Below are 25,330 nucleotides of genomic sequence, written 5' to 3'. Positions count from 1 at the left end.
ATCAATGAAAGAGGGAACTGATATGGCACTGACCCGTGAGCAACAGATCCAGGCTATCGAGAAAGACTGGGCAGAAAACCCCCGCTGGAAAGGGATCAAGCGCGGCTACAGCGCCGAGGACGTGGTGAACCTGCGTGGCAGCCTGCAGCCGGCACACACTCTGGCCCAACGCGGCGCCGACAAACTGTGGGAGCTGATCCACGGCGGCGCCAAGAAAGGCTATGTAAACTGCCTCGGCGCCCTGACCGGCGGCCAAGCGGTGCAACAGGCCAAGGCCGGCATCGAAGCCATCTATCTCTCCGGCTGGCAGGTGGCGGCGGACAACAACCTCTCCTCCACCATGTACCCGGATCAGTCCCTCTACCCGGCCAACTCCGTCCCCTCCGTGGTGGAGCGCATCAACAACTCCTTCGCCCGGGCCGACCAGATCCAGTGGGCCAACAAGGTTGGACCAGAGGACAAGGGCTTCATCGACTACTTCCTGCCCATAGTAGCGGATGCGGAAGCCGGTTTCGGCGGCGTGCTGAACGCCTTCGAGCTGATGAAGGGGATGATTGAAGCGGGCGCCGCCGGCGTGCACTTCGAAGATCAGCTCGCGTCCGTGAAAAAGTGCGGCCACATGGGCGGCAAGGTACTGGTCCCGAGCCAGGAAGCGGTGCAAAAGCTCATCGCAGCCCGTCTGGCAGCCGACGTCTGCGGCACCACCACCCTGGTGATCGCCCGTACCGACGCCAACGCGGCAGATCTGCTGACCACGGATGCCGACCCCTACGATGCCGGCTTCCTGACCGGTGAGCGCACCAGCGAGGGCTTCTACAAGGTGCAGGCTGGTATCGAGCAGGCCATCTCCCGCGGCCTGGCCTATGCCCCTTATGCCGACATGGTGTGGTGCGAGACCGCCAAGCCCGATCTGGACGAGGCGCGCAAATTTGCCGAGGCCATCAAGGCCCAGTACCCGGACAAGATCCTGGCCTACAACTGCTCCCCGAGCTTCAACTGGAAGAAGAACCTGGACGATGCCACCATCGCCCGCTTCCAGCAGGAGCTCTCCGACATGGGCTACAAGTACCAGTTCATCACCCTGGCGGGTATCCACAACATGTGGTTCCACATGTACGAGCTGGCCTACCAGTACGCCCGTGGCGAGGGGATGAAGCACTATGTCGAGATGGTGCAGCAGCCCGAGTTCGCCGCTGCCGAGCGGGGCTACACCTTCGTGGCACACCAGCAGGAAGTGGGTACGGGTTACTTCGACAAGGTGACCACCGTCATTCAGGGCGGCCAGTCCTCGGTGACCGCCCTGACCGGCTCCACCGAAGAAGATCAGTTCCACTGATAGCTGTGTAATGCTCGCAAACAAACCCCGGCCAAGTCCCGGGGTTTGTCGTTATGGGGCTTAGAACCTATCCCAGTAGGCGTAATCGTTGAAGGCAGTTTGAACACGGACAGCGCGCAGAAACCGGAGCGTACTGTAGTACGTGAGGATTTCGAGCACTGCCCAGGTTCAAAATGGCGAATAAGATAGCCTAATGGGATAGGTTTTCAGAGCTCGAGTATCTCTTTGACAAAGGGAATGGTCAGCTTGCGCTTGGCACGGAAGGAGGCGTTGTCGAGACGATTGAGGGTGGCAAGCAGGGTGCGCATGTCGCGGGAGAGGCGGTTGAGCAGGAAACGGCCCACGTCGATGGGCAGCTTGAAACCCCGCAGCTCGGCGCGCAGTTGCAGGGCGCTGAGTTTGCCCTCGTCGTCCAGCTCGTCGAGGTGGAAGCTCACTCCCCAGTCGAGACGGGACGCGAGATCCGGCAGTTGCAGCCCCAGCTTGCGTGGCGCGCTGCAGCCGGTAACGATGAGCGTCCCCTCCCCCTTCTCCTTCCAGCGATTGTAGAAGTCGAACAGGGCCCGCTCCCACAGGGCGTTACCGGCGATCGCCTCCAGGCTGTCGAGACAGACCAGGGGCAGGCTCTCCAGGGCATCGAGCATGCTGGGGTCGAGCTGTTCGAATTGATCGAGGGAGAGATAGGCCGCCGCCGCGTCGCGGGCGTTGACCTCGGCGCAGGTGGCATGGAGCAGATGGGAGCGGCCCGACCCCTTGGCTCCCCAGAAATAGAGGAAGGGCGAGCCCTGACCGATGGCCGCATTCTTGAGGGCGGTGATCAGATGGGCGTTGTTGCCGGGATAAAAACTGACGAAGGTTTCATCATCCGGTAGTTGTACGGCTAAAGACAGTTGGGCCGGTTGCTTCACTCGTTGGGCTTTGACTGTGATATTTGCGGGCAAGTGTATCACCAGCGGGGCAGATAGAGAACCGCCCGGACCATGCCGGGCGGTCAGGATCCTTCCCCGGGATCAGGGCTGCGACCATTGATAGCGCAGGCCGCTCTCGTTGTCTTCCACCTGATGCAGGCGGCTCTCCAGTTGCAACCCCCTCACCAGCTCGGCCTTGTCCCCCTGCAGCGAGAGGTTGAAGGTCACCTTGTCCCCTTCCAGCTTGCCGATGGCCACCTTGGTGACACTGGCCATCCCCTGCAGCAGCTTCTGGATCTGGATCATGCCATCGATGTCGGACAGCCCCTCCACCACCAGGGTCTGGCTGGAGGCGACACCGGAGAGACGGGTACCGTACTGCTGCACCAGCCAACCGGCCAGGGCATCGGCAAAGCCCTTTGCCACCTCGGCCTGGGTACCTGAACCCGAGCCCTTGGTCAGCTCGGTCAGCTCTCCTGCCTGCGCCCCCGGCTTGGTACCATAAAGACCCCAGTCGATGCTCCAGGCCTCCCCCTCCGGGCTCAGTTTGCCGAGCACCACCATTTCGGCGCCGTAACGCTGGCTCGCCTTGAGCACGGGATCAGCAAAGCGGCCCCAGACATCGGTGGCATTGACCGCCATGTTGTCATCCAAGTCCATCAGCGGGAGACTGACCGGCAGCCCCATGGCCTGGGTCTGGGCACGCAGCGCCTCGGACCAGCCATCGCCGGACTGATCCGGCAGAATGCGCCGCTCGCCTTCGTCGACAACCAGCCAGATGGCGACCTGCGGCCGCACCGGGCCAAGCAGGGCAAACTTGCTCTGGCCGACCAGGGCGTTCACCTTGGCCACATTGAAATCCGCCTTGAGAAACTTGACCGAGCCGATGTCCTGATAGCTGTATTGCTGCACGTAATCCGCCGGCGCCGCCAGGGCCTTCACCACATCCGGCTGGGTGAGGATATCGCGCTTGCCCGTCACCTTGACGAGCACATCCCCCAGCGCCTGGGACTGGGCGGCCGTCATGTCGCCACTGGTGGGAGCCTTGCCCTGATAGAGGTCGGTTACCTGGGCGGCCGACACCACGAGAGGCAGACAGCAGCAGAGGAGAGTCGCTAAGCGTTTCAGCATAAAGAAGATTCTCGAAATGGGGGATGGTGCTTATGGTAGCGGCAAGGCGCGCATGGCAGCAAGCAAAGGGGGGGAGAAACAGCGGAGCCGGCAGGGTGCCGGCTCCGTTTGCGCGCCTTGGGCGCGGCGATGGGGTGAGGCTTACTTGGTGCCGAAGATCTTGTCGCCAGCATCACCCAAGCCCGGGACGATATAGCCCTTCTCGTTCAGCCCCTGGTCGATGGAGGCACAGAACAGCTCCACGTCCGGGTGAGCGGCTTCCAGCGCCTTGATGCCTTCGGGGGCGGCAACCAGCACCAGCACCTTGATGGACTGGCAACCTTTCTTCTTGAGCAGATCGATGGTGGCGATCATGGAGCCGCCGGTGGCCAGCATGGGGTCGATGACCAGGGCCAGACGCTCTTCGATGTTGCTGACGATCTTCTCGAAGTAGGGGACAGGCTGCAGGGTCTCTTCATCGCGATAGATACCGACCACGCTGACGCGGGCGCTCGGCATGTGCTCCAGCACGCCATCCATCATGCCAAGACCGGCGCGCAGGATGGGCACGACGGTGACCTTCTTGCCCTTGATCTGGTCGACTTCCACAGGGCCGTTCCAGCCATCGATGGTCACTTTTTCGGTTTCGAAGTCAGAGGTCGCTTCGTAGGTCAACAAACTGCCCACTTCCTTGGCCAGTTCACGGAAACGCTTGGTGCTGATGTCGCCTTCGCGCATCAGGCCGATCTTGTGCTTGACCAGGGGGTGTTTGACTTCAACGACTTTCATTATTATCTCCTCTAACCGGCGCCAAAAAAATCGCGGAATCATACAACAAAAGCCACGGCTTGTAGAGCTTTTCGATTCAAAAACGCGCAAACGATTTTCTTTCTGGTTTTTCGTGCCCGCTGGTAGAATACGCCCCGAATTTTACCCTCCACTTCTTTATATGACGGGGAATACGCGTGACTGACAAAACCTCACTGAGCTACAAGGATGCTGGCGTAGATATCGATGCCGGCAATGCACTGGTTGAACGTATCAAGGGCGTGTCAAAACGCACTCGTCGTCCTGAAGTCCTTGGTGGTCTTGGCGGCTTTGGGGCCCTGTGTCAAATCCCTGCTGGCTACAAGGAACCGGTACTGGTCTCCGGTACCGACGGGGTGGGCACCAAGCTGCGTCTGGCCATCGACCTGAAGAAGCACGACACCGTGGGGATCGACTTGGTCGCCATGTGCGTCAATGACCTCATCGTGCAGGGCGCCGAGCCCCTCTTCTTCCTCGACTACTATGCCACCGGCAAACTGGACGTGGACACTGCCGCTGCCGTGGTCACCGGCATCGGCGCCGGCTGCGAACAGTCCGGCTGTGCCCTGGTCGGCGGTGAAACTGCCGAAATGCCTGGCATGTATGAAGGGGAAGATTACGACATCGCCGGTTTCTGTGTCGGCGTGGTGGAAAAGAGCGAGATCATCGACGGCAGCAAGGTTGGCGAAGGGGATGCCCTGATCGCCCTGGCCGCCAGCGGTCCCCACTCCAACGGCTTCTCCCTCATTCGCAAGATCCTGGAAGTCTCCAAGGCCGACGTGCAGCAGCCGCTGGGTGATACCACCCTGGCCAACGCCCTGCTGGAGCCGACCCGCATCTACGTGAAGCCCGTGCTCAAGCTCATCGAGGAGTGCGAGATCCACGCCCTGTCCCACATCACCGGCGGCGGCTTCTGGGAGAACATCCCGCGCGTGCTGCCCGCCAACACCCAGGCGGTCATCGACGAGCAGAGCTGGCAGTGGCCGGCGGTGTTCAGCTGGCTGCAACAGGCAGGCAACGTCACCCGCCACGAGATGTATCGCACCTTCAACTGCGGCGTCGGCATGATCATCGCCCTGCCGGCGGATCAGCTGGACAAGGCACTGGCCCTGCTCAAGGCCGAAGGCGAGAACGCCTGGCACATCGGCCACATCGCCAAGGCGGCCGATGGTGAGGAGCAGGTCATCATTCAATGAATGATCGGATCAACGGCCAGATGACCTCCCCTATGAAACGCATCCTCGTCCTCATCTCAGGCAGCGGCAGCAACCTGCAGGCCATCCTCGACGGCTGTGCCGGCGGCAAGATTGCCGGTCAGGTGGTCGGCGTCATCAGCAACAAGGCTGATGCCTATGGCCTGGTGCGTGCCAGGGAAGCCGGGGTGGCAACCGCCATCCTGGCCCAGCAGCAGTTCGCCAGCCGGGAGGAGTATGATGCCGCCCTGCTGGCCCTGATGGCGGATTATCAACCGGATCTGGTTGTGCTGGCCGGCTTTATGCGGATCCTGAGCGCCGACCTCGTGCGCCACTTCGCGGGGAGGATGATCAACATCCACCCCTCGTTGCTGCCGAAATACCAGGGTCTGCACACCCACCAGCGCGCCATCGAGGCCGGTGATGACGAGCACGGCGCCAGCGTCCACTTCGTCACCGAAGAGCTCGACGGCGGCCCGGTGATCCTCCAGGCACGGGTCCCCATCTTCGAAGGGGACAGTGCCGACGAGGTCGCCGCCCGGGTCCAGGTGCAGGAGCACAGCATCTACCCCCTGGTAGTGCAGTGGTTCTGTGAAGCGCGCTTGCAGATGCGAGAAGGGTCTGCCTTCCTCGATGGCAAGCAGCTTGGCCTGGCAGGCTATGCCAGCGAGTAACCGCTAGCAGCAGTAAGACACAACAAGGGAGGCTCAGGCCTCCCTTGTCATTTCCATCGACCAGCGCAATGGCTGTCATCACGTCCGATGACGCCGCTGCGCGGCTAATCGGCCCTACACCGGATTGTCGATATCGATAAAGGTCACCTCCAACCCGTGTACGGTGGCGAGCCACTCTCCCAGCGCCTTTACGCCGTAACGTTCGGTGGCGTGGTGGCCTGCGGCGTAGAAGTGCATGCCCATCTCGCGGGCGGTGTGGATGGTCTGCTCGGAGGCTTCGCCGGAGATGAAGGCATCGATGCCCTGCTCCGCCGCCTGGCTGATGTAGCTCTGACCACCGCCGGTGCACCAGGCCACGGAGCGGATGAGCTCGGGACCACTGTCACTGCAATGAAGCGGCTCGCGACCGAGACGCTCGGCAATCAGCTTGGCAAAATCGCTGCCGCTCATGGGCTCCTCCAGCTTGCCCACCATGGCGACGCTCTTGCTGTTCCAGGGTTCGAGGCCGCGACGCACCTTGATGCCGAGCAGCCTGGCAAGCTGGGCGTTGTTCCCCACCTCGGGGTGCACGTCCAGCGGCAGGTGATAGGCAAACAGGTTGATGTCGTGGGTCAAGAGGGTCTTGAGACGACGCTGCTTCATGCCGGTGATCTGGGCCGGCTCGCCGCTCCAGAAGTAGCCGTGATGGACCAGGATGGCATCGGCCCCGGCGGCCACGGCGGCATCGATGAGGGCCTGGCTGGCGGTGACGCCGGTCACCACCTTGCGAATGCGCTCGCGCCCCTCCACCTGCAGGCCGTTGGGGCAGTAATCCTTGATGGCATGGGGTTCGAGCAGGTGGTTGAGCAGGCTTTCCAGTTTACGATGAGAGATCATGGGGGTCTCCTAGCTGGGCTCCCCACGCACTGTGCGGGGAGCCGGATTCCGATCGTCAGGGCCCATGATAATCGAGCCGGCCCGGCAAGGCCATGCGCCTGTCAGGCCTAGGCGGGCAGCTCGATGCCGGCGTCACGCATCTGGGCCAGCTTGTAACGCAGGGTGCGCGGGCTGATGCCGAGCTTGTCGGCCACAGCTTTGCGACTGCCGTTGCACTCCTGCAGGGTGTCCAGAATGATCTGGTGCTCCTGCTGCTTGAGTTCGCCGCCGAGCCCCTCCCCTGACAGCCGCTCGAGCGGGCGCACCAGGGTCTCGTCCGTCTCCTCCAGGATCAGGTGCTCACAGTCGATGAGGCCGTCTGGACAGAGGATCAGGGCGCGCTGAACCACGTTGTCGAGCTCGCGCACGTTGCCGGGCCAGGGGTGAGCCATCAGACGCTCTCGGGCGTCCTCTGCGAGCTGCGGCGTCGGCAGCCCCATCTGGCTGGCATGCAGCGCCAGCAGATGCTCCGCCAGGGGAAGAATGTCCCCCGGGCGCTCCCAGAGCGCCGTCCAGCGCAGGGGGAAGACGTTGAGGCGGTAGTAGAGATCCTCGCGGAACAACCCGTCCTGCACCGCTTTTTTCAGATCCCGGTTGCTGGTGGCAATGACCCGCACATCCAGGGGGATCATCTTGCGGCTGCCGAGCCGCTCCACCTCTTTCTCCTGCAAGACCCGCAGCAGCTTGGCCTGCAACCCCAGATCCATCTCGGTGATCTCGTCGAGCAGCAGGGTTCCTCCCTGAGCCTGCTCGAACTTGCCAGGGCACCCCTGCACCGCACCGGTGAAGGCGCCCTTCTCGTAGCCAAACAGAGTCGCTTCCAGCATGTTCTCCGGAATGGCGGCGCAGTTGATGGCGACGAAGGCCTGCTCTGCCCGGCTGGAGTGGTCGTGAATGTAGCGAGCCAGCACCTCCTTGCCCGTCCCGCTCGGTCCGGTCACCATGACGGTGGCTTCGCTTCTGGCCACCCGGGTCGCCAGCTGGAACAGCTCCGCAGTCCTGGGGTCCCCGTACACCACGGCACGCTTCTCCACCTTCTGGGCCGGCACATAACGGCTGACCTGGTTGAGCAGCACCTCGGGGGAGAAGGGCTTGGCCAGATAGTCGATCGCCCCCTCGCGCATGGCGCGCACCGCCCCGTCGATGTTGGCGTAGGCAGTCATCAGGAGCACAGGCACCTGGGGATATTGCTGGCGGATGTTGGCGAGCAGGGTCAGACCATCCATGCCCCCCATCTGGATGTCGGAGATCACCATGTCAAAGCGCTGACGGGACAGGGCAAGCAGGGCCCGCTCGCCGCTGTCAACCTCGCGGCACTCATAGCCACCGAGCAGCAGGGTATCCACCAGCGCCTCGCGCAGGCCGTTGTCATCTTCCACCACCAGAATACGAGCCTGGGTCATGCCACACCTCCTACAACCAACATGGCCTTGTCGAGAATCATCTTCACCGGCGCTCCGGCTTTTGCGCGCATCATGCCACGCCCCCCAACTGAACCTGTTGCTGATGCAGGGGGAAGGACAGGGTAAAACAGGTGCCCTCGCCAGGGACCGAGGCCACGCTTACCTCCCCCTGATGGGCTCGTACTACCGACTGCACCACCGCAAGACCGAGGCCCGTGCCCTGAGATCGGGTGGTAAAGAAGGGTTCGAAGATCTGGTTGAGCAGGGAGGGGGCCATCCCCTTGCCGTTGTCGATGACCCGCATCTCCACCCGGTTGCCGCTGCGCACAGCGCTCACCAGGAGCGAATCGGCGCCGGCCTGCCGGGCATTGGCGATGAGGTTGTTGATAGCCCCAGCCAGAGCACTGCTGTTGGCAAGCAGACAGAGATCGGGCTCAGGGGCCTCCAGATGCAAGGCGCAGCCCTGCTGCTGGCAGAAGGCTTCGGCCCCCGCCTGCACTTCCGCCAGCAAGCCCTGCACCGAGAGGGGCGCCACCACCTGGTTGTCGCCATTGCGGGCAAACAGCAGGATGTCGTTGATCTGTTTTTCCAGGTCTTGCAACCTGGCCATCAATTTTTGCTGGAACTGGCTGCGGGATTCAGGCTTGAGGGTGCGGTTGGCCAGGTTGGCCGCATAGAGCATGGCGGCGGAGAGCGGGGTGCGGATCTGGTGCGCCAGAGAAGCCGCCATGTTGCCAAGGGCGGAGAGGCGCTTCATGTGGTTGACCCTGTCCTGCAACTGGCGGGTCTCGGTCAAGTCGGTAATGAACACCAGTTGGCCGGGCTGATCCGGCAGCGGCTGGGTCGACAGCTGGACCCGGCGGCCGTCGCGCAAGGAAATCTCGTGACCGTCATCCTCACGGGGTTCGAAGCAGCGGGCGATGATCTGGCGCCAGGAAAGGCCTTCCAGTGGCTCTCCCAGCAGCGCCAGGGCGGCAGGGTTTGCGCGGGTGATCAGCCCCTCGCCATCGAGCAGCAGCACGCCGGTCGGCAGCGCCGTGAAGATGGCGTAAAGCTGACTCACTTCATGTGACTGGAGGGGGGCATCCTGCTGCAAGATTGTCATAAAGCTGACCTCAAACTGGCGATTGAGTCAGCTTATTCAATTTCCATGCCAGCAAAATAGACGTTATTTATCAATGTATTGGGTCTATGCGTCAAAGCATTGACCTCAATTGTCCTTGCTCATGCCGTACTTCTTCATCTTCTCCACCAGGGTGGTGCGGCGCATGCTGAGCAGGTCGGCGGCGCGGGCCACCACCCCGTCCTGGGACTCCAGGGCCTGGCGGATCAGCTCCACCTCGAGGTCGGCCAGCATCTCCTTGAGGTTGACTCCTTCCTGGGGCAACTGCATGGGCAGGGGCATGGCGATGCCGGGATCCAGCTCTGGTGGGGACTGGAACACGGCAGCCAGGGCGTCCCGCTCGTCCATCTCGGTGAGCCGTTCATCTCGTGGCTCGCAGGGCAGCAGGCGATAGCGGCCGGGCAGATCCGCCACATCGACGATCTGGTTCGGATAGAGGATGAGCAGGCGCTCGATGAGGTTGGACAGCTCGCGCACGTTGCCGGGCCAGGCGTACTGCATCAGGGACTCCATGGCGCGCTGGGTCAGACGGATGATCCCTTTGTGCTGTTCGGCATGGCGATTGAGCAGCTCCTGCAGCAGCAGCGGGATGTCGTCGGCCCGATCCCGCAGGGGGGGCGTCTCGATGGGAAACACATTGAGGCGGTAGTAGAGATCTTCGCGAAACGCCTGGGTGCGGATCATGGCTTCCAGATCCCGGTGGGTCGCCGCGATCACCCTCACATCTGCCTGGACGGCCTTGCCGCCTCCGACCCGGTCGAACTGGCGCTCCTGCAGCACCCGCAGCAACTTGACCTGCATCGGCAGCGGCATATCGCCGATTTCGTCGAGGAAGAGGGTGCCCCCCTGGGCCAGTTCGAAGCGGCCGCGCCGGGCGGCAATGGCACCGGTGAAGGCCCCCTTCTCGTGACCGAACAGCTCGCTCTCGAGCAGCTCCGCCGGAATGGCGCCGCAGTTGATGGGCACGAAGGGGCCCGCGCTTCGGGCGGACAGCTCGTGGATGGCGCGAGCCACCACCTCCTTGCCGGTTCCGGACTCACCGAGGATCAGTACGTTGGCGTCGGTCTCGGCCACCTGGCCGATGAGACGGCGCACCTCCTGGATGCCCCTCCCCTTGCCCACCAGCAGGCGCAGCAGGGTCTGACCCTTGTCGTGGGTCTGATGACGGGGATGCAGGGAGATGAAGGCCTGGCAGAAGTGCAGATGACGGGTGAGGGACTCATAGGTAAAGGGCGCCTCGGCCACCCCGATGAAGTTGCTGCAACCATGGCTCGCCGGCATCAGGGAGAGGAAGGGCAGACGAGGATGGGCGGCAAGCAGCTCACTCAGGGCGCGCTCGCGCAGTTCCCCGGCCAGAATCCCCTGCAAGGGCCCGGCAGTCTCGATGGCCACATCGAGATCGCTCTCCACCACCTCCTGCCAGGGGATCCCCATGAAGGAGAGCACAGTCCCCAGTTGCTGGCGCCGCACATCATCGGCATCAACAAGCAGCACACCCATAGCCATCCTATCCATATTTTCACACCTGACGCCAAGTTATTGTTTTTTAAGTGCTTATTAAAACCAATTTCGCACTGTGTCATAAGGGGGACAAAGTGCCAAAATTCTGGCGGATTGTCAAAACTTGTCGCATCCTCCCGGACCCTGGCGGGACGGGGATCACGCTTCCAGCCAGATTGAGTATCGGATGAAAACCAGCGAAGGGGAAAGAATGACGCCGACAGGGTGCGGCGTCAGAGGAGGGATCAGTGTTTCACGCTCTCCTGGGGAGCGGCATAGCGGCACTCGGGAAACCGGCTGCAGGCGAGGAACAGGCGACCGGCATGGGGACCCTTTCGTGCTTCCCGTGCCACCAGGGGCGCGGCACAGCGGGGGCAATGAGGGGTCGTCTCCCGGGGCTCCTCCTCATCCGGATCGAGGAAGGGATTCTCCTCCATCAACGCGGGCATTGCCTCTTCGGCCTGGGGGGGCGGCACCTGGGGCTCCCTGGCAGCCCCCGGGTGTGACGTACCCAGATCGACACCATCGAGCAGCAGCGGGCTGAAGGTCGGTTCGCGGCGCTCGCCGGGCAGCAGGTCATCCACCGGCGCCGTCGTTCTCGCCAGCAGGGGCAGCAGTTGCTCCCGCAACTCGTCGACCTGGTAGTGGCTGCTGGCCGGGATCTGCAACAGCGGCAGGCCGGCGCCATCGCAGGCCGCCTTCAGGAAGAGATCCCGCGCCTTGCGCTTCTGGTGGCGGTGCCCCTCGTCATCCAGCTCCACGGCACACAGGAAAGAGAGATCCGCCGGGTGGCAGAGCAGAAAATCGAAGTGCTTCTCCCCTATCTTGCCGAGCGCCTGCTGGCGCTTGCCCTTGCCAAGGTACGCCTCGGGCGCCAGTACAAAGGAGGCTCGTACCTTGGCAAAGACACGGGCCTTGTCCCCCACCGCCTGGTCCAGCACCCCGAAGAAGGTGCGCTCCGCTGGGCTCATCAAGGTTTCCTGCAGATCATAGGGCTCGGCCTTGCCCCCTTTCTCCCTGCGCCAGACGATCACCAGCAGGAGCAACCCCAGCAACACGGCTCCCGATACGACAAGGCTATTCATACACGCACATCCCGTTTACAAGACAAATTCAGTTCACACCAGAGGAAGGGGCACACTCTACCACGGGGAAAGCGACTCAGGCAGCGCAGAAATCAAGCCCGTCCCGGCATTCGCGTTTTTTCACTGAATTTGCGCAAGGCGGGCTTCATATGGCCTGTCACAGCAGGCACAATGCTAGAGCCCATGGACGTTCTGGCGCACTCCCCGTCGCCGCCAGGCGTCAACGGACCCCACGCAGCCCCATTCAAGGAGAGCAGGATGCAAAAGCAATTGGTCGTCACCGTGATCGGCGCAGACAAACCCGGTATCGTCGAGAGCCTGGCCGATACCATCACCCGGCAGCAGGGCAACTGGCTGGCCAGCTCCATGAGCGAGCTGGCGGGGCAATTTGCCGGCATTTTGCACGTCGCCGTGCCTGACGAGCATTACCGCAGCCTGTGCGAGGCCCTGGTGATGCTGCCTGGCCTCACCGTGAGCTTCGCCGAAGGGCAGCTCAGCCCGCAACCGGCCCATCAGGTGATGCTGAGCGTCACCGGCAACGACAGACCGGGCATCGTCCATGAAGTGGCCAGCATCCTGCGCCAACTCAACATCAACGTCGCCGACCTCACCACAGGTTGCGAACCTGCGCCCCACTCAGGCGCCCCCCTCTTCTATGCCCACGCTCTGGTGGCCCTGCCGCCGCAGCTCGAACTGGACGATCTCATCACAGCCCTGGAGTCCCTCTCCGACGACCTCGTCGTCGACATCGATCAGGATCTGAGCGAATAGTGTCGCCTGTCATAAATTTGTCATGGTTTGACGCCATAACTTCCGCGCAGACGCAACCAGAGCAAAGAGGCACCAGATGAGCACCGACAAGCAGTATGAAGAGAAAGAGCTTAGCTGGCTCTCATTCAATGAACGGGTGTTGCAAGAGGCGATGGACAAGACGGTACCCCTTATCGAGCGGGTCCGCTTCCTCGGGATTTTCTCCTCCAATCAGGACGAGTTCTTCAAGGTACGGGTGTCGGACGTCAAGCGCCGCATCCTCATCAACGAAGTCCACGGCGGCGACGACGAGGCCAAGGTGCTGCTGCGCGCCATCCAGCAGAAGGTGATGGCGCTCGGCGAGGCGTTCGACAACACCTACAAGGAGCTGCTGATCGCCCTGGCCCGCCACAACATCTTCCTGGTGAACGAAAGCCAGCTCTCCGAGTCCATCCAGCAGTGGCTGCGGATCTTCTTCCGGGAAAAGGTGCTGCGCCACATCATCCCCATCCTCCTCAACAAGGAGGTCAACCCGGTCAAGTTCCTGAAAGACGAGCACACCTATCTCGCCATCGAGATGAAGAAGAACGGCCAGGTGATCCAGTACGCCCTGGTGGAAGTGCCCACCGACGATCTGCCCCGCTTCTTCCAGCTACCGCCGGAGGGCACCCGTCGCAAGAAGCAGATCATCATCCTCGACAACGTTATCCGCTTCTGTCTGGACGAGATCTTCAAGGGCTTCTTCGACTACGACGAGATTGCCGCCTACGCGGTCAAGCTGACCCGGGATGCCGAATATGACCTCTCCGACCAGCTGGACCTCAGCCTGGTGGACAAGATGAGTGACGGCTTGAAACAGCGCCTCACCGCCATGCCGGTGCGCTTCGTCTACGAGCGGGAGATGCCGGCGGCCATGATAAGCTTCTTGAAGCTCAAGCTGCAGATCAGCTCCTACGACGCCATCATGCCCGGTGGGCGCTATCACAACTTCAAGGATTTCATCGGCTTCCCCAATGTGGGCCGGGATTATCTGGAAAACCCCAAGTTGCCGGCCCTGGATTGCCGCGACTTTGACGGCTTCGTCAACGCCTTCGACGCCATCGCCAAGCAGGACATCCTGCTCTACTACCCGTACCACAAGTTCCACCACTTCACCGAGCTGGTGCGCCAGGCGGCCTTCGACCCGGCGGTCAGCGCCATTCGCATCAACATCTACCGGGTGGCCAAGAAGTCGCGGATCATCCACTCCCTCATCGACGCTGCCAACAACGGCAAGAAGGTGACCGTGGTGGTGGAGCTGCGCGCCCGCTTCGACGAGGCGGCCAACATCGACTGGGCCAACATCCTGACCGACGCAGGCGTCAAGGTGGTGTTCGGGGTACCCAGCCTCAAGATCCACTCCAAGCTCTGCCTCATCACCCGCCACGAGAACGGCGAGGCGGTGCGCTACGCCCATATCGGGACCGGCAACTTCAACGAGAAGACCGCCAAGATCTACACCGACTTCTCCCTGCTGACCCGCCATCCGGACATCACCGCCGAGGTGGAGAGCGTGTTCGAGTACATCGAGTACCCGTACCGGCGCTACAAGTTCAACCACCTGCTGGTCTCCCCCATCAACAGCCGCCGCCAGCTCTATCGCCTCATCGACAACGAGCTGACCAACGCCAAGGCGGGGCAACCCAGCGGTATCACCCTCAAGATCAACAACCTGGTGGACAGAGACCTCATCAACCGGCTCTATGCCGCCGGCCAGGCCGGGGTGCCCATCCAGATGATCATCCGGGGCATGTGCGCCCTGCGCCCGGGGGTGCCGGGTCTGAGCGACAACATCCGGGTCATCAGCATCATCGACCGTTTCCTCGAACATCCGCGGGTGATGGTGTTTCACAACAAGGGCAATCCCCAGCTCTATATCTCCAGTGCCGACTGGATGAGCCGCAACATCGACGGTCGCATCGAGGTGGGCACCCCCATCTATGACGAGCGGCTCAAGCAGCGCATCCTCGACATTCTCGAGCTACAACTGAGTGATACCTGCAAGGCGCGGGTGATCGATGCCGACCAGAAGAACGAGTACGTGAAGCGGGGCAACCGCCGCAAGGTCCGTTCCCAGGTGGCGATTTACGACTACCTCAAACGCATAGAGTCAAACCATGGACAATAGTCTGTACGCCGCTGTCGATCTGGGCTCGAACAGCTTCCACATGGTCATTGCCCGCCTCACCGAGGGGCGGATGCAGATCATCGATCGCATCAAGGAGCGAGTGCGCCTCGCCGAAGGGATGGATGAGCAGCGCCGCATGTCCCAGGAGGCCATGGCGCGCGGGCTGGACTGCCTCGCCCTGTTCGCCGAGCGGCTCACCAACATCAAGCCGGATCAGATCCGCATCGCCGGCACCTACACATTGCGCCGCGCCAGCAACGCCCGCGACTTCGTGCGCGAGGCGGCCAAGGTGCTCAACCACCCCATCGAGATCATCAGCGGCCAGGAAGAGGCCCGCCTCATCTATCAGGGGGTCGCTCATACCCAGCACATCGAGGGCCAGGTGCTGGTTGTGGACATCGGCGGCGGCAGCACCGAGCTCATCATCGGCGAAGGGTTTGAGCACAAGGCGCTCACCAGCCGCAAGATGGGCTGCGTGAGCTTCACCCAGAGCTTCTTTGGCAACGGCAAGCTCGGCGAGAAGGCCTTCAACGCCGCCGTGCTGGAAGCCCAGCATCAGCTCGCCCCCATCATCAACCAGTACCGCAAGCTGGGCTGGCAGAGCTGCCTCGGCAGCTCGGGCTCCATCCGCACCGTGCGCGACGTGTTGCAGGGGGAAGAGTGGACCGATGGTGCCATCACCCTGGCGGGACTCGAGCGGCTGAAAGAAGAGATGCTCAAGCACAAGCGGGTCGACCAGCTCAAGCTGGCGGGCCTCACCGAGGAGCGTCAGGGGGTGTTCGCCGCCGCGGTGGCCATCCTGCTCGGGCTCTTCACCTCCCTGCCCATCGAACGGATGGAGTACTCCGACGGCGCCCTGCGCGAAGGGTTGCTCTACGAGTTCGAGGAGCGCCTGCAGCATCACGACATTCGCGAACGCACCGCGCTTGCCCTCAGCACCCACTATCGCATCGACAAGCGCCAGGCCACCCGGGTGGAGAGCAGCGTCCTCTCCCTGTTCGACGCCCTGAGCGGCCCCTGGGAGATGCCGGAAGAGCCCTATCGCGCCATCCTCGGCTGGGCGGCGCGGCTGCACGAAATCGGCCTTGCCATCAACTACAGCGGCATCCACAAACACTCCGCCTACATCTTGCAAAACACCGATCTGCCCGGCTTCAACCAGGACGATCAGGCCCTGCTGGCGGCCCTGGTGCGCTTTCACCGCAAGGGGCTCAAGCTCTCCGAGCTGCCGGCCCTGCCCAACCACGACGAGCAGACGGTGCTGCGCTGCATCCGCATCCTGCGCCTCGCGGTGGCGGCCCACCACAGGCGTCAGGACAACCTGCTGCCCGAGTGGAACGTGCAGGCCGCCGGGGATCAGCTGGTGGTCACCCTGCCGCTCGACTGGTGCGACGAGAACAAGTTGCTGATGCAGAACCTGGAAAAGGAGCACCGCTACTGCCACGAGCAGGGCTGGCCCCTGCTGTTCCAGCTCGGGTGATCCGCCCCTCTGTGCAAAAAGGCAGCCGATGGCTGCCTTTTTTGTCTCTTGTGCTTTCCTACTGCAGATCCGGCAGGATCAGCTTGGCTATCTCGAAGTAGATGATGAGGCCGGTACCGTCCACCAGGGTGGCGATGAAGGGGGCGGAGACCACCGCCGGGTCGATGCGAAAGCGACGCAGCACCATGGGGATCACCGAGGCGACGGTGGCGCTCCAGAGCACGATGGCGACGATGGTCAGGGTCACCACCATGCCGATCTCGGGCCCCACCCCCAGGCTCCAGGCCCGCACCCAGGCCGCCAGCGCGATGGCGGCCGAGATGAGCAGACCGGTGGAGATCTCCTTTTTCAGCACGGTGCCGAGGTTTTTCAGGCTCACCTCCCCCACCGCCATGGCACGCACTATGGTGGTGGTGATCTGGGTGCCGCTGTTGCCACCGGTGCCGATGAGGAGCGGGATGAAGAAGGCCAGGGCGATGGCCGCCTCCAGCTGCTCTTCAAAGGCCCGCAGCACGGTACCTGTGTAGGCTTCCGCCACGAACAGGATCAGCAACCAGCCCACCCGCTTGCGCCACAGCTGCCAGGGGGTGGCCTGCAGATAGGGGGTATCCAGCGGCGAGGAGCCCCCTTGCAGCTCCGCATCCTCGGTGGACTCCAGCTCCAGGATGTCGGCGGCATCGTCCACGTGGAAGACCCCCACCAAACGCCCCTGATCTTCCACCGGCAGGAGCGAGAGGTCACGGTCAATGAGCAGGCGGGCCGCCAGCTCCTGATCCGCCCGGGCGTTGATGCGCACTGCCTCCCCCTCCATCAGCTCCCCTACCGGCAGCAGAGGATCGGCGATCAGCAGCGACTTGAGGGAGACGCTGCCAAGCAGGCGCTGCTCGCCGTCAACCACATAGAGATGACCGAACAGCCTGGCCTGATCCCAGGCCCCGTGGATCAGCTGCTTGGCGCTTTCCACCGTCGCATCGGCCTCCACTGCCAGGTATTCGTGGCGCATGTTGGCCCCCACCGACTCGTTCGGCCAGGCCAGCAGTGACTGGAAGGCTTTACGGGCGGGGTCTGGCAGCCGGGCGAGCAGGGTCTTGCGATCGTGCTCGTCGAGCCTGCGCAGGATGGCCAGCAGGTCCCGACGGGCCAGGGTGCCCTGTAGTATTCCCACGATGCTGCCATGCAGTCTGAGCAGCAGATGGCCGGCACACTCCGCCGGGAGGGAGGCGAGCAAGGACGCCCCTTCCGGCATGGAGAGGGTATCGAAGATGCAGTTGAGCTCTTCCGGGCGCAGGGTCAGAAGCTGATCGGCACGGGCCACCGGATCCAGGTTGTGAGCCAGCCAGTTGCGCAGGGCGACCGGGTCGAGCAGTTGATGACGATTGAGCAGGGTGTGTGTTTTCTTCATCACAGATGTCCTCATGTGATTTCAGGCGAACCTGAACGCCTCCGGCACCTGGCCGGATGCAACGGCAAGAAAACAGCAATTTGATTGACGAGTAACAGGCAGGAAATGACGCCGTCCGGCGTGTTTTCATCCCCACGTACCAGCTTTAGCACTGCATAACGTATCCGGCATGCCGGAAGCCACTTGGGTTGACACCTTAATCCGATGAAAACTGTCCTGATCTTGGGCGTCTCTGGACGTCGTGAGATCAGTGGCCTGTGTTTATGCAGGAGCCTCGCCTAACGAGATGCTGCGAACATTGATTGCACGGCGCTACCGTGCGGGCGGCATCATCTGCCCAGGCGCAGGTCGAGTCAAGGCAAACGGGCCCCTGGCAACGGGTTGTTACAAATTGGCCGGACGGCGGGCCTTTCATGAAATGAGGCTCCCCCGTACGTGGCACGGAGGAGCCTGCGGTCAACGGACGAACGTCAGCGGATATAGTCGAAGAGGGTCAGCTTGCTTATCTTGCTGAAGGCGAGCTGGGAGGCGCTCATGGCTGCATCCTCCTTGGAGAGGGCCGCGATCACCTCGTACATGTCCGCCTCGGACACCTTGGCCCGCGCCTGCTGGTTCAGGGTGCTGAGTCCGTCGTTGGAGCTCATCACCTGCTCCAGGCTGTTCATCCTTCCCCCCAGCTCCCCCAGTCCCCGGTCTATCTTGGTTCTGGCGTTGCTCATGTGGGTGGTGGCATCGGAGACCGCCAGCTGGAAATCGCTCTCGGACAGGGTCGGATCGCGCATGGCGGAGATGAAATCGGACATGCCATTGAGGATGTTGTCGTTTTTCGGGGTATCCAGCACGAAGTTCTGGGTCGCCGATCCCGCAGGGAGGTCGAGGGTGAGCGCCAGGCCGTTGAAGGGGATCTTGTTGCCCGCCACATAGTCGCCGCTTTGCAGCAGGGTACCACCGCTGTCACGGATCTCGTAGGTGTCCGGCGGCCCGGCCAGGGTGCTGACCGCATACTGGTTGCTCGGCAGGGAAGCATCATAGTTGTTGCGATAGAAGCTCTCGAAGTTCCCCTGATCCGCCACCGACACCTGGATGTTGCCACTGGCGGCGCTGGCGGTGCGCCGGGTCGCCACCATCTCGAACAGATCGAAACCGGAGTCGTTGGCCGGGATCTGCACCGTGGGAGAGACCTGGATGTTGCGCTGCCCCGTGTCCCCCTGAAACACATAGTTGCCGCTGGCATCCTTGACGAAGGGCTGGGTCTTGCTCTGATTGCCGCCGAAGATGTACTCCCCCTGGGAGTTCTTGCTGTTCATCAGGTCGAACATCTGCTTTTGCAGCCCCTCCAGTTCGCTCGCGATGGCGTTGCGCTCCTCGGAGCCCATGGCGGAGTTGTTCGCCTTCTGGATCAGGGTCTGGGCACTCAGCATGGCGTTGTTGAGGGAGGTCAGCACCGTCTCCTCGTGGCCCAGGCTGTTCTCCAGCAGGCTGCCGTTGACGCCGTACTGCTTGAAGAGATCGATCTCCTTGGTCAGCGCCATCTTCTGGCTCATGCCGGCCGGGTCCTCCCCGGAACGGGAGAATTTATCCCCCGTCATCAACTGGTTGTAGGCGGTGTTCTGGCGCTCGCTCACCTTGCTCATGGAGGCAAGGTTGCGGTCATAGATCATGTTGGTGGTGATGCGCATGACTTACCTCACGGAGGAGAGCAGGGTGTCGAAGATGGTCTTGGCGGTATTCACTATCTGGGCCGAGGCCGCATAGGACTGCTGGAAGCGGATGAGGTTGGCCGCCTCCTCCTCCAGATTGACGCCGGAGACACTCTCGAAGATGGCGGTACTCTGGGTCAGCTTCGCCTCGTTGGCTTGCAACAGGGTCTTGGCCTGACTGGTCTTGTTGCCAATGCCGCTCACCAGACCCGAGTAGGCATCGTTGAAGGTCATCTTGTCGTTGCTGGTGGCGGCGTTGTTGTTCTTGCGCACCAGCTCCTTGTTCTGCAGCTCCGCCAGCGCCAGGCCGTTGGCGTTGTCCGCGAAGCCATCCTTGTTGTAGCTGAGCGTGAAGCTGTCGCTGGCCTCCACCTTGCCGGTGATGCTGAACTCATAGCCCGGGCTCTGGGTCGGATCGGCGTAGACCTTGGGCCCCCCCAGGGGGCTCTCGAGGGCGGCCATCAGGTTCTTTCCCTTGCTGGAGGCGGGGGCCACACCGAGCAGGTTGTTGTTCTTGTCATAGACCTCGTAGTTGCCGCTGCCGTCGATCTTGATGACCTGGGGTGCACTCGGGTCCAAAGTGTTGGTGCCAAAACCCGAGCCCGTGCCGGTGTTGTAGACACCGCCCAGCGTTATCTCGCCCGAGCCCAGGTTCTGGGATCCCTTGTCCGCCTTCAGGGGGGATGCCAGCGCGATATCCTCGGGACGGGTGATCGCCTGCTCCAGGTTGGCAGCCGCATTCCGGGTGGGTTGCAACAAGATCTTGTCACCCGCGACCGGAGTGCCGGAGAGATCGATTTCGATGCCGTGCCCCGCCACCTCGAAGGTGGCTGGCGGCGTGGTCCCCGTGGCGAGCGAGGTACGCTGCCCGCTGCCATCGATGGCGAATACCTCGTAACCGGTGGCGCTGTTGAACCGCACCTCGTAGTCGAAGGTGGTGACCTCGCTCCCCTTGCCGGGGACGAAGTTGACGCTGGCCGCCCCGTTACCCTGGTTGCTGGCGTAGGGCAGCCCCTGGCTTCCCTTGAGGGTGAAGAGATCCCCCCCAAGCTCGTTGTCGAGATCCATCCCCAGCCGGTTCTGCTGGTTCATGGCATCCCCCAGGGCGACGGCCAGCTGCCCCAGCTCCCGCTTGGCGGGCTCCAGATCCCGGCGCGCGGTGAAGAGGCCACCGATGGCACCGCCAATATCCTTGTCGTTGATGCTGGCCTGGTTCTTGCCCAGGGTCAGCTGCAGGGAAGGCTCACGGGAATCCGGGTCCCCCGGCACCACCTTGAACTGGGCCACGCCGCCATCGAGCACCAGGGAGTGCCCTGTACTCATGTTGACCAGCATGCTGCCATTGGGCTGGGTCACGGTGCGGATCTCCATCTTCTCGGAGAGCTGGCGAATGGCCTCATCCCGCTGATCGAACAGCATCAGGTTCTCTTCAGGGGAGCCCTGGGTGCGGACGATGGCCTGGTTCAGATCGTTGATGCTGTTCAGCAGGCTGTTCACCCTGTCCGTCTCGTCCCCTATGGTGGCATTGATGGTATCGGACTGCTTGTCGAGCTGGGCGGAGAGGGTATGGAATCTGTCCACCATGCCGCTCAGTTCACTCAGGGTCGTCTTGCGCCCCCCGATCTCGGACGGTGACTCGTTGGCGGTGTGGAAAGCCTTGAAATAGGAGGTGATGGTGGTCCCCACGCTGTTGCTGGCATCACCGAGCAGGCTGTCGAGCCGGAACAGTTGATCGTAGCGGGTGTTGGCCGCCTGATAGGCGGACGTATCCCGGCGCACCTCGGCCTGGGCATAGGCGTTGATGATGCGCTCGCTCACCATGTCGCCCGTCCCCAATCCGACGGAATTGGTGTAGATCAGGGTGCGTTCACGTACATAGCCCTGGCTATTGACGTTCACTATGTTGTTGCTGGTGGTCTGCAGCAGTCGCTGCTGGGCCAACACACCCGAGGTCCCAATTCCAAGCAGATCGCTTGCCATAGCTTACAGCTCCATCTCTGTGTTCCTGTCTGCAATGTTGCCGGACGTCGAGTAACCGGCGATGGCATCACTGCGCAACACTTGTTTAAGTTTCCTGGCGTACTGGGGATCGGTGGCATAACCGGCCTGCTGCAACGCCTCGAAGTAACGATCCGGGCTGTCCACCTTGGCCAGCGCCCCCTTGTAGCGACTCCCAGAGGTCAGAAAATCCACGTAGTCGTTGAAGCTCTCTTCGAACGACTCGTAGGAGCGAAACGCCGCCTTCTGGCGCGAGGCCACCCCTTGCTCGTATTCCAGGGTGCTCACCACCGCCTTGGGGCCTTCCCAACGCGGATCGGCCTTGATGCCGAACAGGTTGTGCGTCACGTTTCCGTCTGCATCCTTGATCACCCGCTTGCCCCAGCCACTCTCAAGGGCGGCCTGGGCCACCAGCACCGCCGGGCTCAACCCCAGCTTGTCCGCCGCCTTCTTGGCCAGCGGCATCAGCCTGTCGACGAACTCTTCCGGGCTGTCAAACACCTTGGCGCTGCCATCCAGGGCCGAAGGCCTCTGGCTGCTGCCCATGGGCGGCACGGTGCGGTGGGGACGTCTTGGCATGGCCAGCGTACGCTCGGCCCCATTCAGCTCACCCTTCATTTCGTTATCAGCAAAATCTTTGCCAACTTTGGAGGCAGCAATCAGATCGTTGGAGGCACTGGGGGGTTGATAGGGCTTGTAGACCCGCTCGGTACGCTGGGGCAGCTTGAGTACCCGGCCATCCTGATGGGTGAAAGTCTGCTCGGGTGAGAGCTGCCTGGCCACCATCTCGGCAATGCCCAGCCCCCCCTTGCTCGACATGTCGGCAACCCGCTGCTCGTCCAGCATCCCTTCATAGAACTGGGTGTAGCTGCTGTTCATCGGGTTGCCCTCGGTGAGCACCGAGTTGGCCTGGCGCATCCCCTTGAACAGGGTCTGGGTGAAGATGGATTCGAACTGGCGGGCGGCCGCCATCAGGGCCCCTTGCTTCCCCTCCTTGCTCAGGCTCATCTGGCGCAGTTTGTCCAGGTTCTGGACGTCCTGCACCATGCCAATATTGATACCGCTCTGGGTGTCGAACTCTGCCATAACCTACCTCTTTGCCGCCCGTGGCAACCGCTTGCCGCTCACGAAATTACAGAATGACCAGTTGGCCCTGGATCGCGCCCGCCTGCTGCAGCGCCTCCAGGATCGCCATCAGATCCCCGGGGGCGACCCCCACCTGGTTCACCGCCCGCACCAGGTCGTCCAGGGTCGCGCCGGTATCAAGCTTGAACATCCGACCGGGATCCTGCTGCACGTTGATGGTGGAGTTGTTGGTGACCGCCGTCTGCCCGCCAGCGAGCGGATTGGGTTGGGAGACCTGCTGGTTCTCGGCGATGGTCACCGTCAGCCCACCGTGGCTGATGGCCGCCGGGCGCAGCTTGACCTCGCTGCCGATGACGATGGTCCCGGTGCGCGAATTCACGATGATCTTGGCGGACTCGCTCGCCGGGTCCACTTCCAGGTTCTCGATGGTGGAGAGGTAGGAGACCCGCTGGGCCGGATCCCGCGGCGCGAATACCTTGATGGAGGTGGCGTCCATCGCCTGGGCGGTGTTCGGACCCACCAGATCGTTGACCACGTCCGCCAGACGGCGGGCGGTGGTGAAGTCCGGCCGGTTCAGGTTGAAGGTGATGGTGTCGCCCTGGCTGAAGGAGTTGGGAACCTCCCGCTCCACGGTCGCCCCGTTGGCGATGCGCCCCACTGTGGGCGTGTTCACCACCACCTTGGAGCCGTCCGCCCCTTCGGCCCCGAGGCCACCGACCACTAGGCTGCCCTGGGCCACCGCATAGACGCGGCCATCCAGCCCTTTCAGGAAGGTCTGGAGCAGGGTGCCGCCACGCAGGCTCTTCGCCTCGCCGATGGCGGAGACGGTGACGTCTATGGTCTGACCCGGCTTGGAGAAGGGGGGCAGATCCGCGTGGATGGCTACCGGTGCCACGTCCTTGATCTTGGGCTTGATGTTGTCAGGCACCTTGATGCCGAAGTTGTTGAGCATGGTCCTGAAGGTCTGCTCGGTGAAGGCGTTGTTCTTCTCCCCCGTGCCGGGCAGGCCCACCACCAGACCGTAACCGATCAGCTGGTTGCTGCGCACTCCTTCCACCGAGGCGAGGTCCTTGATGCGGGATGCGTGCGCCAGCCCGAAGGGCAGCAGGCAGCACAGCAGAGCAAGCAGACGGAATCGGTTCATGACATCTCCTAACAAAACCTTCCTGATCCGGGGCCCGTGAACGCCCCGGACTCTTGAGTCTTAAATGGGCCACCAGGGGCCGTTGAAGAAGCTGGTGAGCCAGCCCTGTTCCTGGGTGTTCGCCAGATCCCCGGTACCGCCGTAATAGATACGCGCATTGGCCACCCGCTGGGAGGAGACGCTGTTTTCCGAGCTCACGTCCTCCGGACGCACCAGACCGGTGATACGGATATATTCGTTGCCATTGTTGAGCATGATCCACTTCTCGCCGCGCACCAGCAGGTTGCCGTTTGGCAGTACCTTGACCACGCTGACCGAAATGTTGCCCTGCAGGCTGTTGCTCTGATCCGCCTTGGCCTGCCCCTTGAAGGCACTGTTCTGGCCGATGGAGGCCGACAGATCGTAGGGCCCCGCCGTGACCGGCACGCCACCCAGGGTGACGGGGTCGAGCGCCAGCTTGTTGTCCTTGCCGCTCTGGGTGTTGGCCTTTTTCGACGCCGAGGTCGACTCCGCCAACTGGATGGTGATGATGTCACCCACCCGGTGCGCTTTGATGTCCGAGTAGATGCCGTTGACCTGCTCGGGCTGGAAGATGGCGCCGGTCGGGCGCACCGACACCGGCTCCGACTCCCCGTAGACGGGGGCGAAATCCGGGTCATCCGGTTTGGCGGTATTGGGGGTACTGGTGCAACCCGCCAGCGTCAGCAGTCCCAGCATCCATATGGCTTTCATCATGGCACTCCTTTCATCAGGTCCGCTGGGTCAGGAAGGACATCATGGAGTCGACGGCGGAGATGACCTTGGAGTTCATCTCGTAGACCCGCTGAGCCTGGATGAGATTCACCAGCTCCTCGGTCACGTTGACGTTGGAGGTCTCCAGCATCCCCTGCTTGATCACCCCCAGCCCGTCCGCGCCGGCAGTCCCCTGAATGGGGGCGCCGCTGGACTGGGTCTCGAGGAAGAGGTTCTCCCCCATGGGCTGCAGGCCGGTGGGGTTGACGAAGTCCGTGGTGTTGATCTGGCCCACCACCTGAGACTGGCCATCCCCCTTGAGCTGGACGGAGACCTGGCCATCCTCCCCCACGGTGACGCTCTGGGCGTTCTCGGGGATCTGGATCTCCGGTTGCAGCGGATAACCGTTGCCCGGGGTGACGATGGTCCCCTCGTCGTTCAGGGTGAACTGGCCGTTGCGGGTATAGGCGGCGCTGCCATCGGGCAGCTGGATTTCGAAGTAGCCGCGGCCGCTGATCATCAGGTCAAGGGAGTTGTCCGTGGTCTGGACGTTGCCCTGACTGTGGTTTTTCTGGGTGGCGACCACCTTGGCCCCCGCCCCCAGCATCAGGCCGGAAGGGAGCTCGGTATCCGCCGAGGAGCGACCGCCAGGCTGGTTGATGTTCTGATAAAGCAGATCCTCGAAGATGGCCCGCGCCTTCTTGTAGCCCACTGTGCTGGCGTTCGCCAGGTTGTTCGAGGTGACCGAGATGTTGGTCTGCTGGGCATCGAGGCCGGTCTTGCTGATCCAGAGTGCAGGATTCATGGGGTGCTCCTT

At 62.6% G+C, this 25,330-nt stretch carries 21 protein-coding genes and 1 riboswitch; of the genes, 6 read left to right on the top strand and 15 right to left on the bottom strand.

The annotated features are described in order from the left end of the window. Positions 1 to 22: 22 nt before the first annotated feature. Positions 23 to 1,336: an isocitrate lyase gene (gene aceA, locus AB5Y59_RS19755; protein ID WP_041214877.1), complete on the top strand. Its 1,314-nt coding sequence runs from the start codon at positions 23 to 25 to the stop codon at positions 1,334 to 1,336. Positions 1,337 to 1,542: 206 nt separating this feature from the next. On the opposite strand, the gene hda is transcribed toward aceA, so the two are convergent. From hda to upp, 3 genes are all read right to left on the bottom strand, one after another. Continuing rightward, positions 1,543 to 2,244 carry a DnaA inactivator Hda gene (gene hda, locus AB5Y59_RS19750; RefSeq protein ID WP_010675272.1) on the bottom strand — a complete coding sequence of 234 codons (702 nt, stop codon included), beginning with the start codon at positions 2,242 to 2,244 and terminating at the stop codon, positions 1,543 to 1,545. A 102-nt stretch (positions 2,245 to 2,346) separates the two neighbouring features. After that, entirely contained in the window at positions 2,347 to 3,375 is a 1,029-nt protein-coding gene (locus tag AB5Y59_RS19745) for a DUF2066 domain-containing protein (RefSeq protein WP_042864114.1), read from the bottom strand. Positions 3,376 to 3,516: 141 nt separating this feature from the next. Then, the gene (gene upp / locus AB5Y59_RS19740; protein ID WP_005302745.1) at positions 3,517 to 4,143 is read right to left on the bottom strand and encodes a uracil phosphoribosyltransferase; all 627 of its coding nucleotides are present in this window, start codon (positions 4,141 to 4,143) and stop codon (positions 3,517 to 3,519) included. 176 nt (positions 4,144 to 4,319) lie between these two features. Here upp and purM point away from each other — a divergent pair, with 176 nt between their 5' ends. Then, positions 4,320 to 5,357, top strand: coding sequence for a phosphoribosylformylglycinamidine cyclo-ligase (purM, locus tag AB5Y59_RS19735; RefSeq protein ID WP_368212544.1), 1,038 nt, complete (start codon positions 4,320 to 4,322; stop codon positions 5,355 to 5,357). Positions 5,358 to 5,389: 32 nt separating this feature from the next. Next, positions 5,390 to 6,028 (top strand): phosphoribosylglycinamide formyltransferase, encoded by a 639-nt coding sequence (gene purN / locus AB5Y59_RS19730; protein WP_368212543.1) that lies wholly within the window; start codon positions 5,390 to 5,392, stop codon positions 6,026 to 6,028. A 114-nt stretch (positions 6,029 to 6,142) separates the two neighbouring features. Here purN and AB5Y59_RS19725 read toward each other — a convergent pair whose 3' ends face one another. The 5 genes from AB5Y59_RS19725 to AB5Y59_RS19705 form a co-directional block, all read right to left on the bottom strand. Next, complete coding sequence (locus AB5Y59_RS19725) at positions 6,143 to 6,904, bottom strand: Nif3-like dinuclear metal center hexameric protein (protein WP_368212542.1); 762 nt, start codon at positions 6,902 to 6,904, stop codon at positions 6,143 to 6,145. 107 nt (positions 6,905 to 7,011) lie between these two features. Further along, positions 7,012 to 8,346, bottom strand: a complete 1,335-nt coding sequence (locus AB5Y59_RS19720) for a sigma-54 dependent transcriptional regulator (RefSeq protein WP_010675277.1) — start codon at positions 8,344 to 8,346, stop codon at positions 7,012 to 7,014. 70 nt (positions 8,347 to 8,416) lie between these two features. After that, positions 8,417 to 9,451: a PAS domain-containing sensor histidine kinase gene (locus AB5Y59_RS19715; RefSeq protein WP_010675278.1), complete on the bottom strand. Its 1,035-nt coding sequence runs from the start codon at positions 9,449 to 9,451 to the stop codon at positions 8,417 to 8,419. A 105-nt stretch (positions 9,452 to 9,556) separates the two neighbouring features. Continuing rightward, complete coding sequence (locus AB5Y59_RS19710) at positions 9,557 to 10,975, bottom strand: sigma-54 dependent transcriptional regulator (RefSeq protein ID WP_041213159.1); 1,419 nt, start codon at positions 10,973 to 10,975, stop codon at positions 9,557 to 9,559. A gap of 239 nt (positions 10,976 to 11,214) precedes the next feature. Then, positions 11,215 to 12,054: a DUF2726 domain-containing protein gene (locus AB5Y59_RS19705; protein WP_368212541.1), complete on the bottom strand. Its 840-nt coding sequence runs from the start codon at positions 12,052 to 12,054 to the stop codon at positions 11,215 to 11,217. A 258-nt stretch (positions 12,055 to 12,312) separates the two neighbouring features. Between AB5Y59_RS19705 and AB5Y59_RS19700 the strand changes: the two genes are divergently transcribed. The 3 genes from AB5Y59_RS19700 (at position 12,313) to ppx (ending at position 16,451) form a co-directional block, all read left to right on the top strand. Further along, positions 12,313 to 12,825, top strand: a complete 513-nt coding sequence (locus tag AB5Y59_RS19700; protein WP_104454390.1) for a glycine cleavage system protein R — start codon at positions 12,313 to 12,315, stop codon at positions 12,823 to 12,825. Between the two features lie 76 nt (positions 12,826 to 12,901). Beyond that, positions 12,902 to 14,971 (top strand): polyphosphate kinase 1, encoded by a 2,070-nt coding sequence (gene ppk1 / locus AB5Y59_RS19695; protein ID WP_039040240.1) that lies wholly within the window; start codon positions 12,902 to 12,904, stop codon positions 14,969 to 14,971. Next, positions 14,961 to 16,451 carry an exopolyphosphatase gene (ppx, locus tag AB5Y59_RS19690; RefSeq protein WP_041214872.1) on the top strand — a complete coding sequence of 497 codons (1,491 nt, stop codon included), beginning with the start codon at positions 14,961 to 14,963 and terminating at the stop codon, positions 16,449 to 16,451. The genes ppk1 and ppx overlap by 11 nt, the downstream gene beginning before the upstream one ends. A gap of 58 nt (positions 16,452 to 16,509) precedes the next feature. Here the strand turns inward: ppx and mgtE are convergent, their stop codons facing one another. The 7 genes from mgtE to flgG all read right to left on the bottom strand — a co-directional run bounded on the left by mgtE (position 16,510) and on the right by flgG (position 25,318). Next, entirely contained in the window at positions 16,510 to 17,853 is a 1,344-nt protein-coding gene (gene mgtE, locus AB5Y59_RS19685; RefSeq protein ID WP_042017552.1) for a magnesium transporter, read from the bottom strand. 123 nt (positions 17,854 to 17,976) lie between these two features. Then, a riboswitch (M-box (ykoK) riboswitch) is annotated at positions 17,977 to 18,146 on the bottom strand. Positions 18,147 to 18,323: 177 nt separating this feature from the next. After that, positions 18,324 to 19,532 carry a flagellar hook-associated protein FlgL gene (gene flgL / locus AB5Y59_RS19680; RefSeq protein WP_010675285.1) on the bottom strand — a complete coding sequence of 403 codons (1,209 nt, stop codon included), beginning with the start codon at positions 19,530 to 19,532 and terminating at the stop codon, positions 18,324 to 18,326. Between the two features lie 3 nt (positions 19,533 to 19,535). Then, a complete protein-coding gene (gene flgK, locus AB5Y59_RS19675) occupies positions 19,536 to 21,533 on the bottom strand; it encodes a flagellar hook-associated protein FlgK (protein WP_010675286.1) in 1,998 nt (665 codons plus the stop codon). A gap of 3 nt (positions 21,534 to 21,536) precedes the next feature. Beyond that, complete coding sequence (gene flgJ / locus AB5Y59_RS19670) at positions 21,537 to 22,637, bottom strand: flagellar assembly peptidoglycan hydrolase FlgJ (RefSeq protein ID WP_010675287.1); 1,101 nt, start codon at positions 22,635 to 22,637, stop codon at positions 21,537 to 21,539. A gap of 46 nt (positions 22,638 to 22,683) precedes the next feature. Further along, positions 22,684 to 23,781: a flagellar basal body P-ring protein FlgI gene (locus AB5Y59_RS19665; protein ID WP_010675288.1), complete on the bottom strand. Its 1,098-nt coding sequence runs from the start codon at positions 23,779 to 23,781 to the stop codon at positions 22,684 to 22,686. Positions 23,782 to 23,841: 60 nt separating this feature from the next. Further along, positions 23,842 to 24,513 (bottom strand): flagellar basal body L-ring protein FlgH, encoded by a 672-nt coding sequence (gene flgH / locus AB5Y59_RS19660; RefSeq protein ID WP_010675289.1) that lies wholly within the window; start codon positions 24,511 to 24,513, stop codon positions 23,842 to 23,844. Between the two features lie 16 nt (positions 24,514 to 24,529). Continuing rightward, positions 24,530 to 25,318: a flagellar basal-body rod protein FlgG gene (gene flgG, locus AB5Y59_RS19655; protein WP_010675290.1), complete on the bottom strand. Its 789-nt coding sequence runs from the start codon at positions 25,316 to 25,318 to the stop codon at positions 24,530 to 24,532. Positions 25,319 to 25,330 lie beyond the last annotated feature (12 nt).

It is taken from the genome of Aeromonas sp. s10, assembly GCF_040907975.1.
GTDB classification, from domain to species: Bacteria; Pseudomonadota; Gammaproteobacteria; order Enterobacterales; family Aeromonadaceae; genus Aeromonas; species Aeromonas caviae.
The sequence above is the reverse complement of the archived record's forward strand: the minus strand, read 5'-3'. Positions and strand labels throughout refer to the sequence as shown.

Excerpts from the sequence above, each read along its gene's own strand:
- aceA (WP_041214877.1), top strand. The coding sequence starts at position 23 with ATGGCACTGACCCGTGAGCAACAGATCCAGGCTATCGAGAAAGACTGG.
- AB5Y59_RS19745 (WP_042864114.1), bottom strand. The coding sequence starts at position 3,375 with ATGCTGAAACGCTTAGCGACTCTCCTCTGCTGCTGTCTGCCTCTCGTG.
- upp (WP_005302745.1), bottom strand. The coding sequence starts at position 4,143 with ATGAAAGTCGTTGAAGTCAAACACCCCCTGGTCAAGCACAAGATCGGC.
- purN (WP_368212543.1), top strand. The coding sequence starts at position 5,390 with ATGAAACGCATCCTCGTCCTCATCTCAGGCAGCGGCAGCAACCTGCAG.
- AB5Y59_RS19725 (WP_368212542.1), bottom strand. The coding sequence starts at position 6,904 with ATGATCTCTCATCGTAAACTGGAAAGCCTGCTCAACCACCTGCTCGAA.
- AB5Y59_RS19720 (WP_010675277.1), bottom strand. The coding sequence starts at position 8,346 with ATGACCCAGGCTCGTATTCTGGTGGTGGAAGATGACAACGGCCTGCGC.
- AB5Y59_RS19715 (WP_010675278.1), bottom strand. The coding sequence starts at position 9,451 with ATGACAATCTTGCAGCAGGATGCCCCCCTCCAGTCACATGAAGTGAGT.
- AB5Y59_RS19710 (WP_041213159.1), bottom strand. The coding sequence starts at position 10,975 with ATGGCTATGGGTGTGCTGCTTGTTGATGCCGATGATGTGCGGCGCCAG.
- AB5Y59_RS19705 (WP_368212541.1), bottom strand. The coding sequence starts at position 12,054 with ATGAATAGCCTTGTCGTATCGGGAGCCGTGTTGCTGGGGTTGCTCCTG.
- AB5Y59_RS19700 (WP_104454390.1), top strand. The coding sequence starts at position 12,313 with ATGCAAAAGCAATTGGTCGTCACCGTGATCGGCGCAGACAAACCCGGT.
- ppk1 (WP_039040240.1), top strand. The coding sequence starts at position 12,902 with ATGAGCACCGACAAGCAGTATGAAGAGAAAGAGCTTAGCTGGCTCTCA.
- ppx (WP_041214872.1), top strand. The coding sequence starts at position 14,961 with ATGGACAATAGTCTGTACGCCGCTGTCGATCTGGGCTCGAACAGCTTC.
- mgtE (WP_042017552.1), bottom strand. The coding sequence starts at position 17,853 with ATGAAGAAAACACACACCCTGCTCAATCGTCATCAACTGCTCGACCCG.
- flgL (WP_010675285.1), bottom strand. The coding sequence starts at position 19,532 with ATGCGCATCACCACCAACATGATCTATGACCGCAACCTTGCCTCCATG.
- flgK (WP_010675286.1), bottom strand. The coding sequence starts at position 21,533 with ATGGCAAGCGATCTGCTTGGAATTGGGACCTCGGGTGTGTTGGCCCAG.
- flgJ (WP_010675287.1), bottom strand. The coding sequence starts at position 22,637 with ATGGCAGAGTTCGACACCCAGAGCGGTATCAATATTGGCATGGTGCAG.
- AB5Y59_RS19665 (WP_010675288.1), bottom strand. The coding sequence starts at position 23,781 with ATGAACCGATTCCGTCTGCTTGCTCTGCTGTGCTGCCTGCTGCCCTTC.
- flgH (WP_010675289.1), bottom strand. The coding sequence starts at position 24,513 with ATGAAAGCCATATGGATGCTGGGACTGCTGACGCTGGCGGGTTGCACC.
- flgG (WP_010675290.1), bottom strand. The coding sequence starts at position 25,318 with ATGAATCCTGCACTCTGGATCAGCAAGACCGGCCTCGATGCCCAGCAG.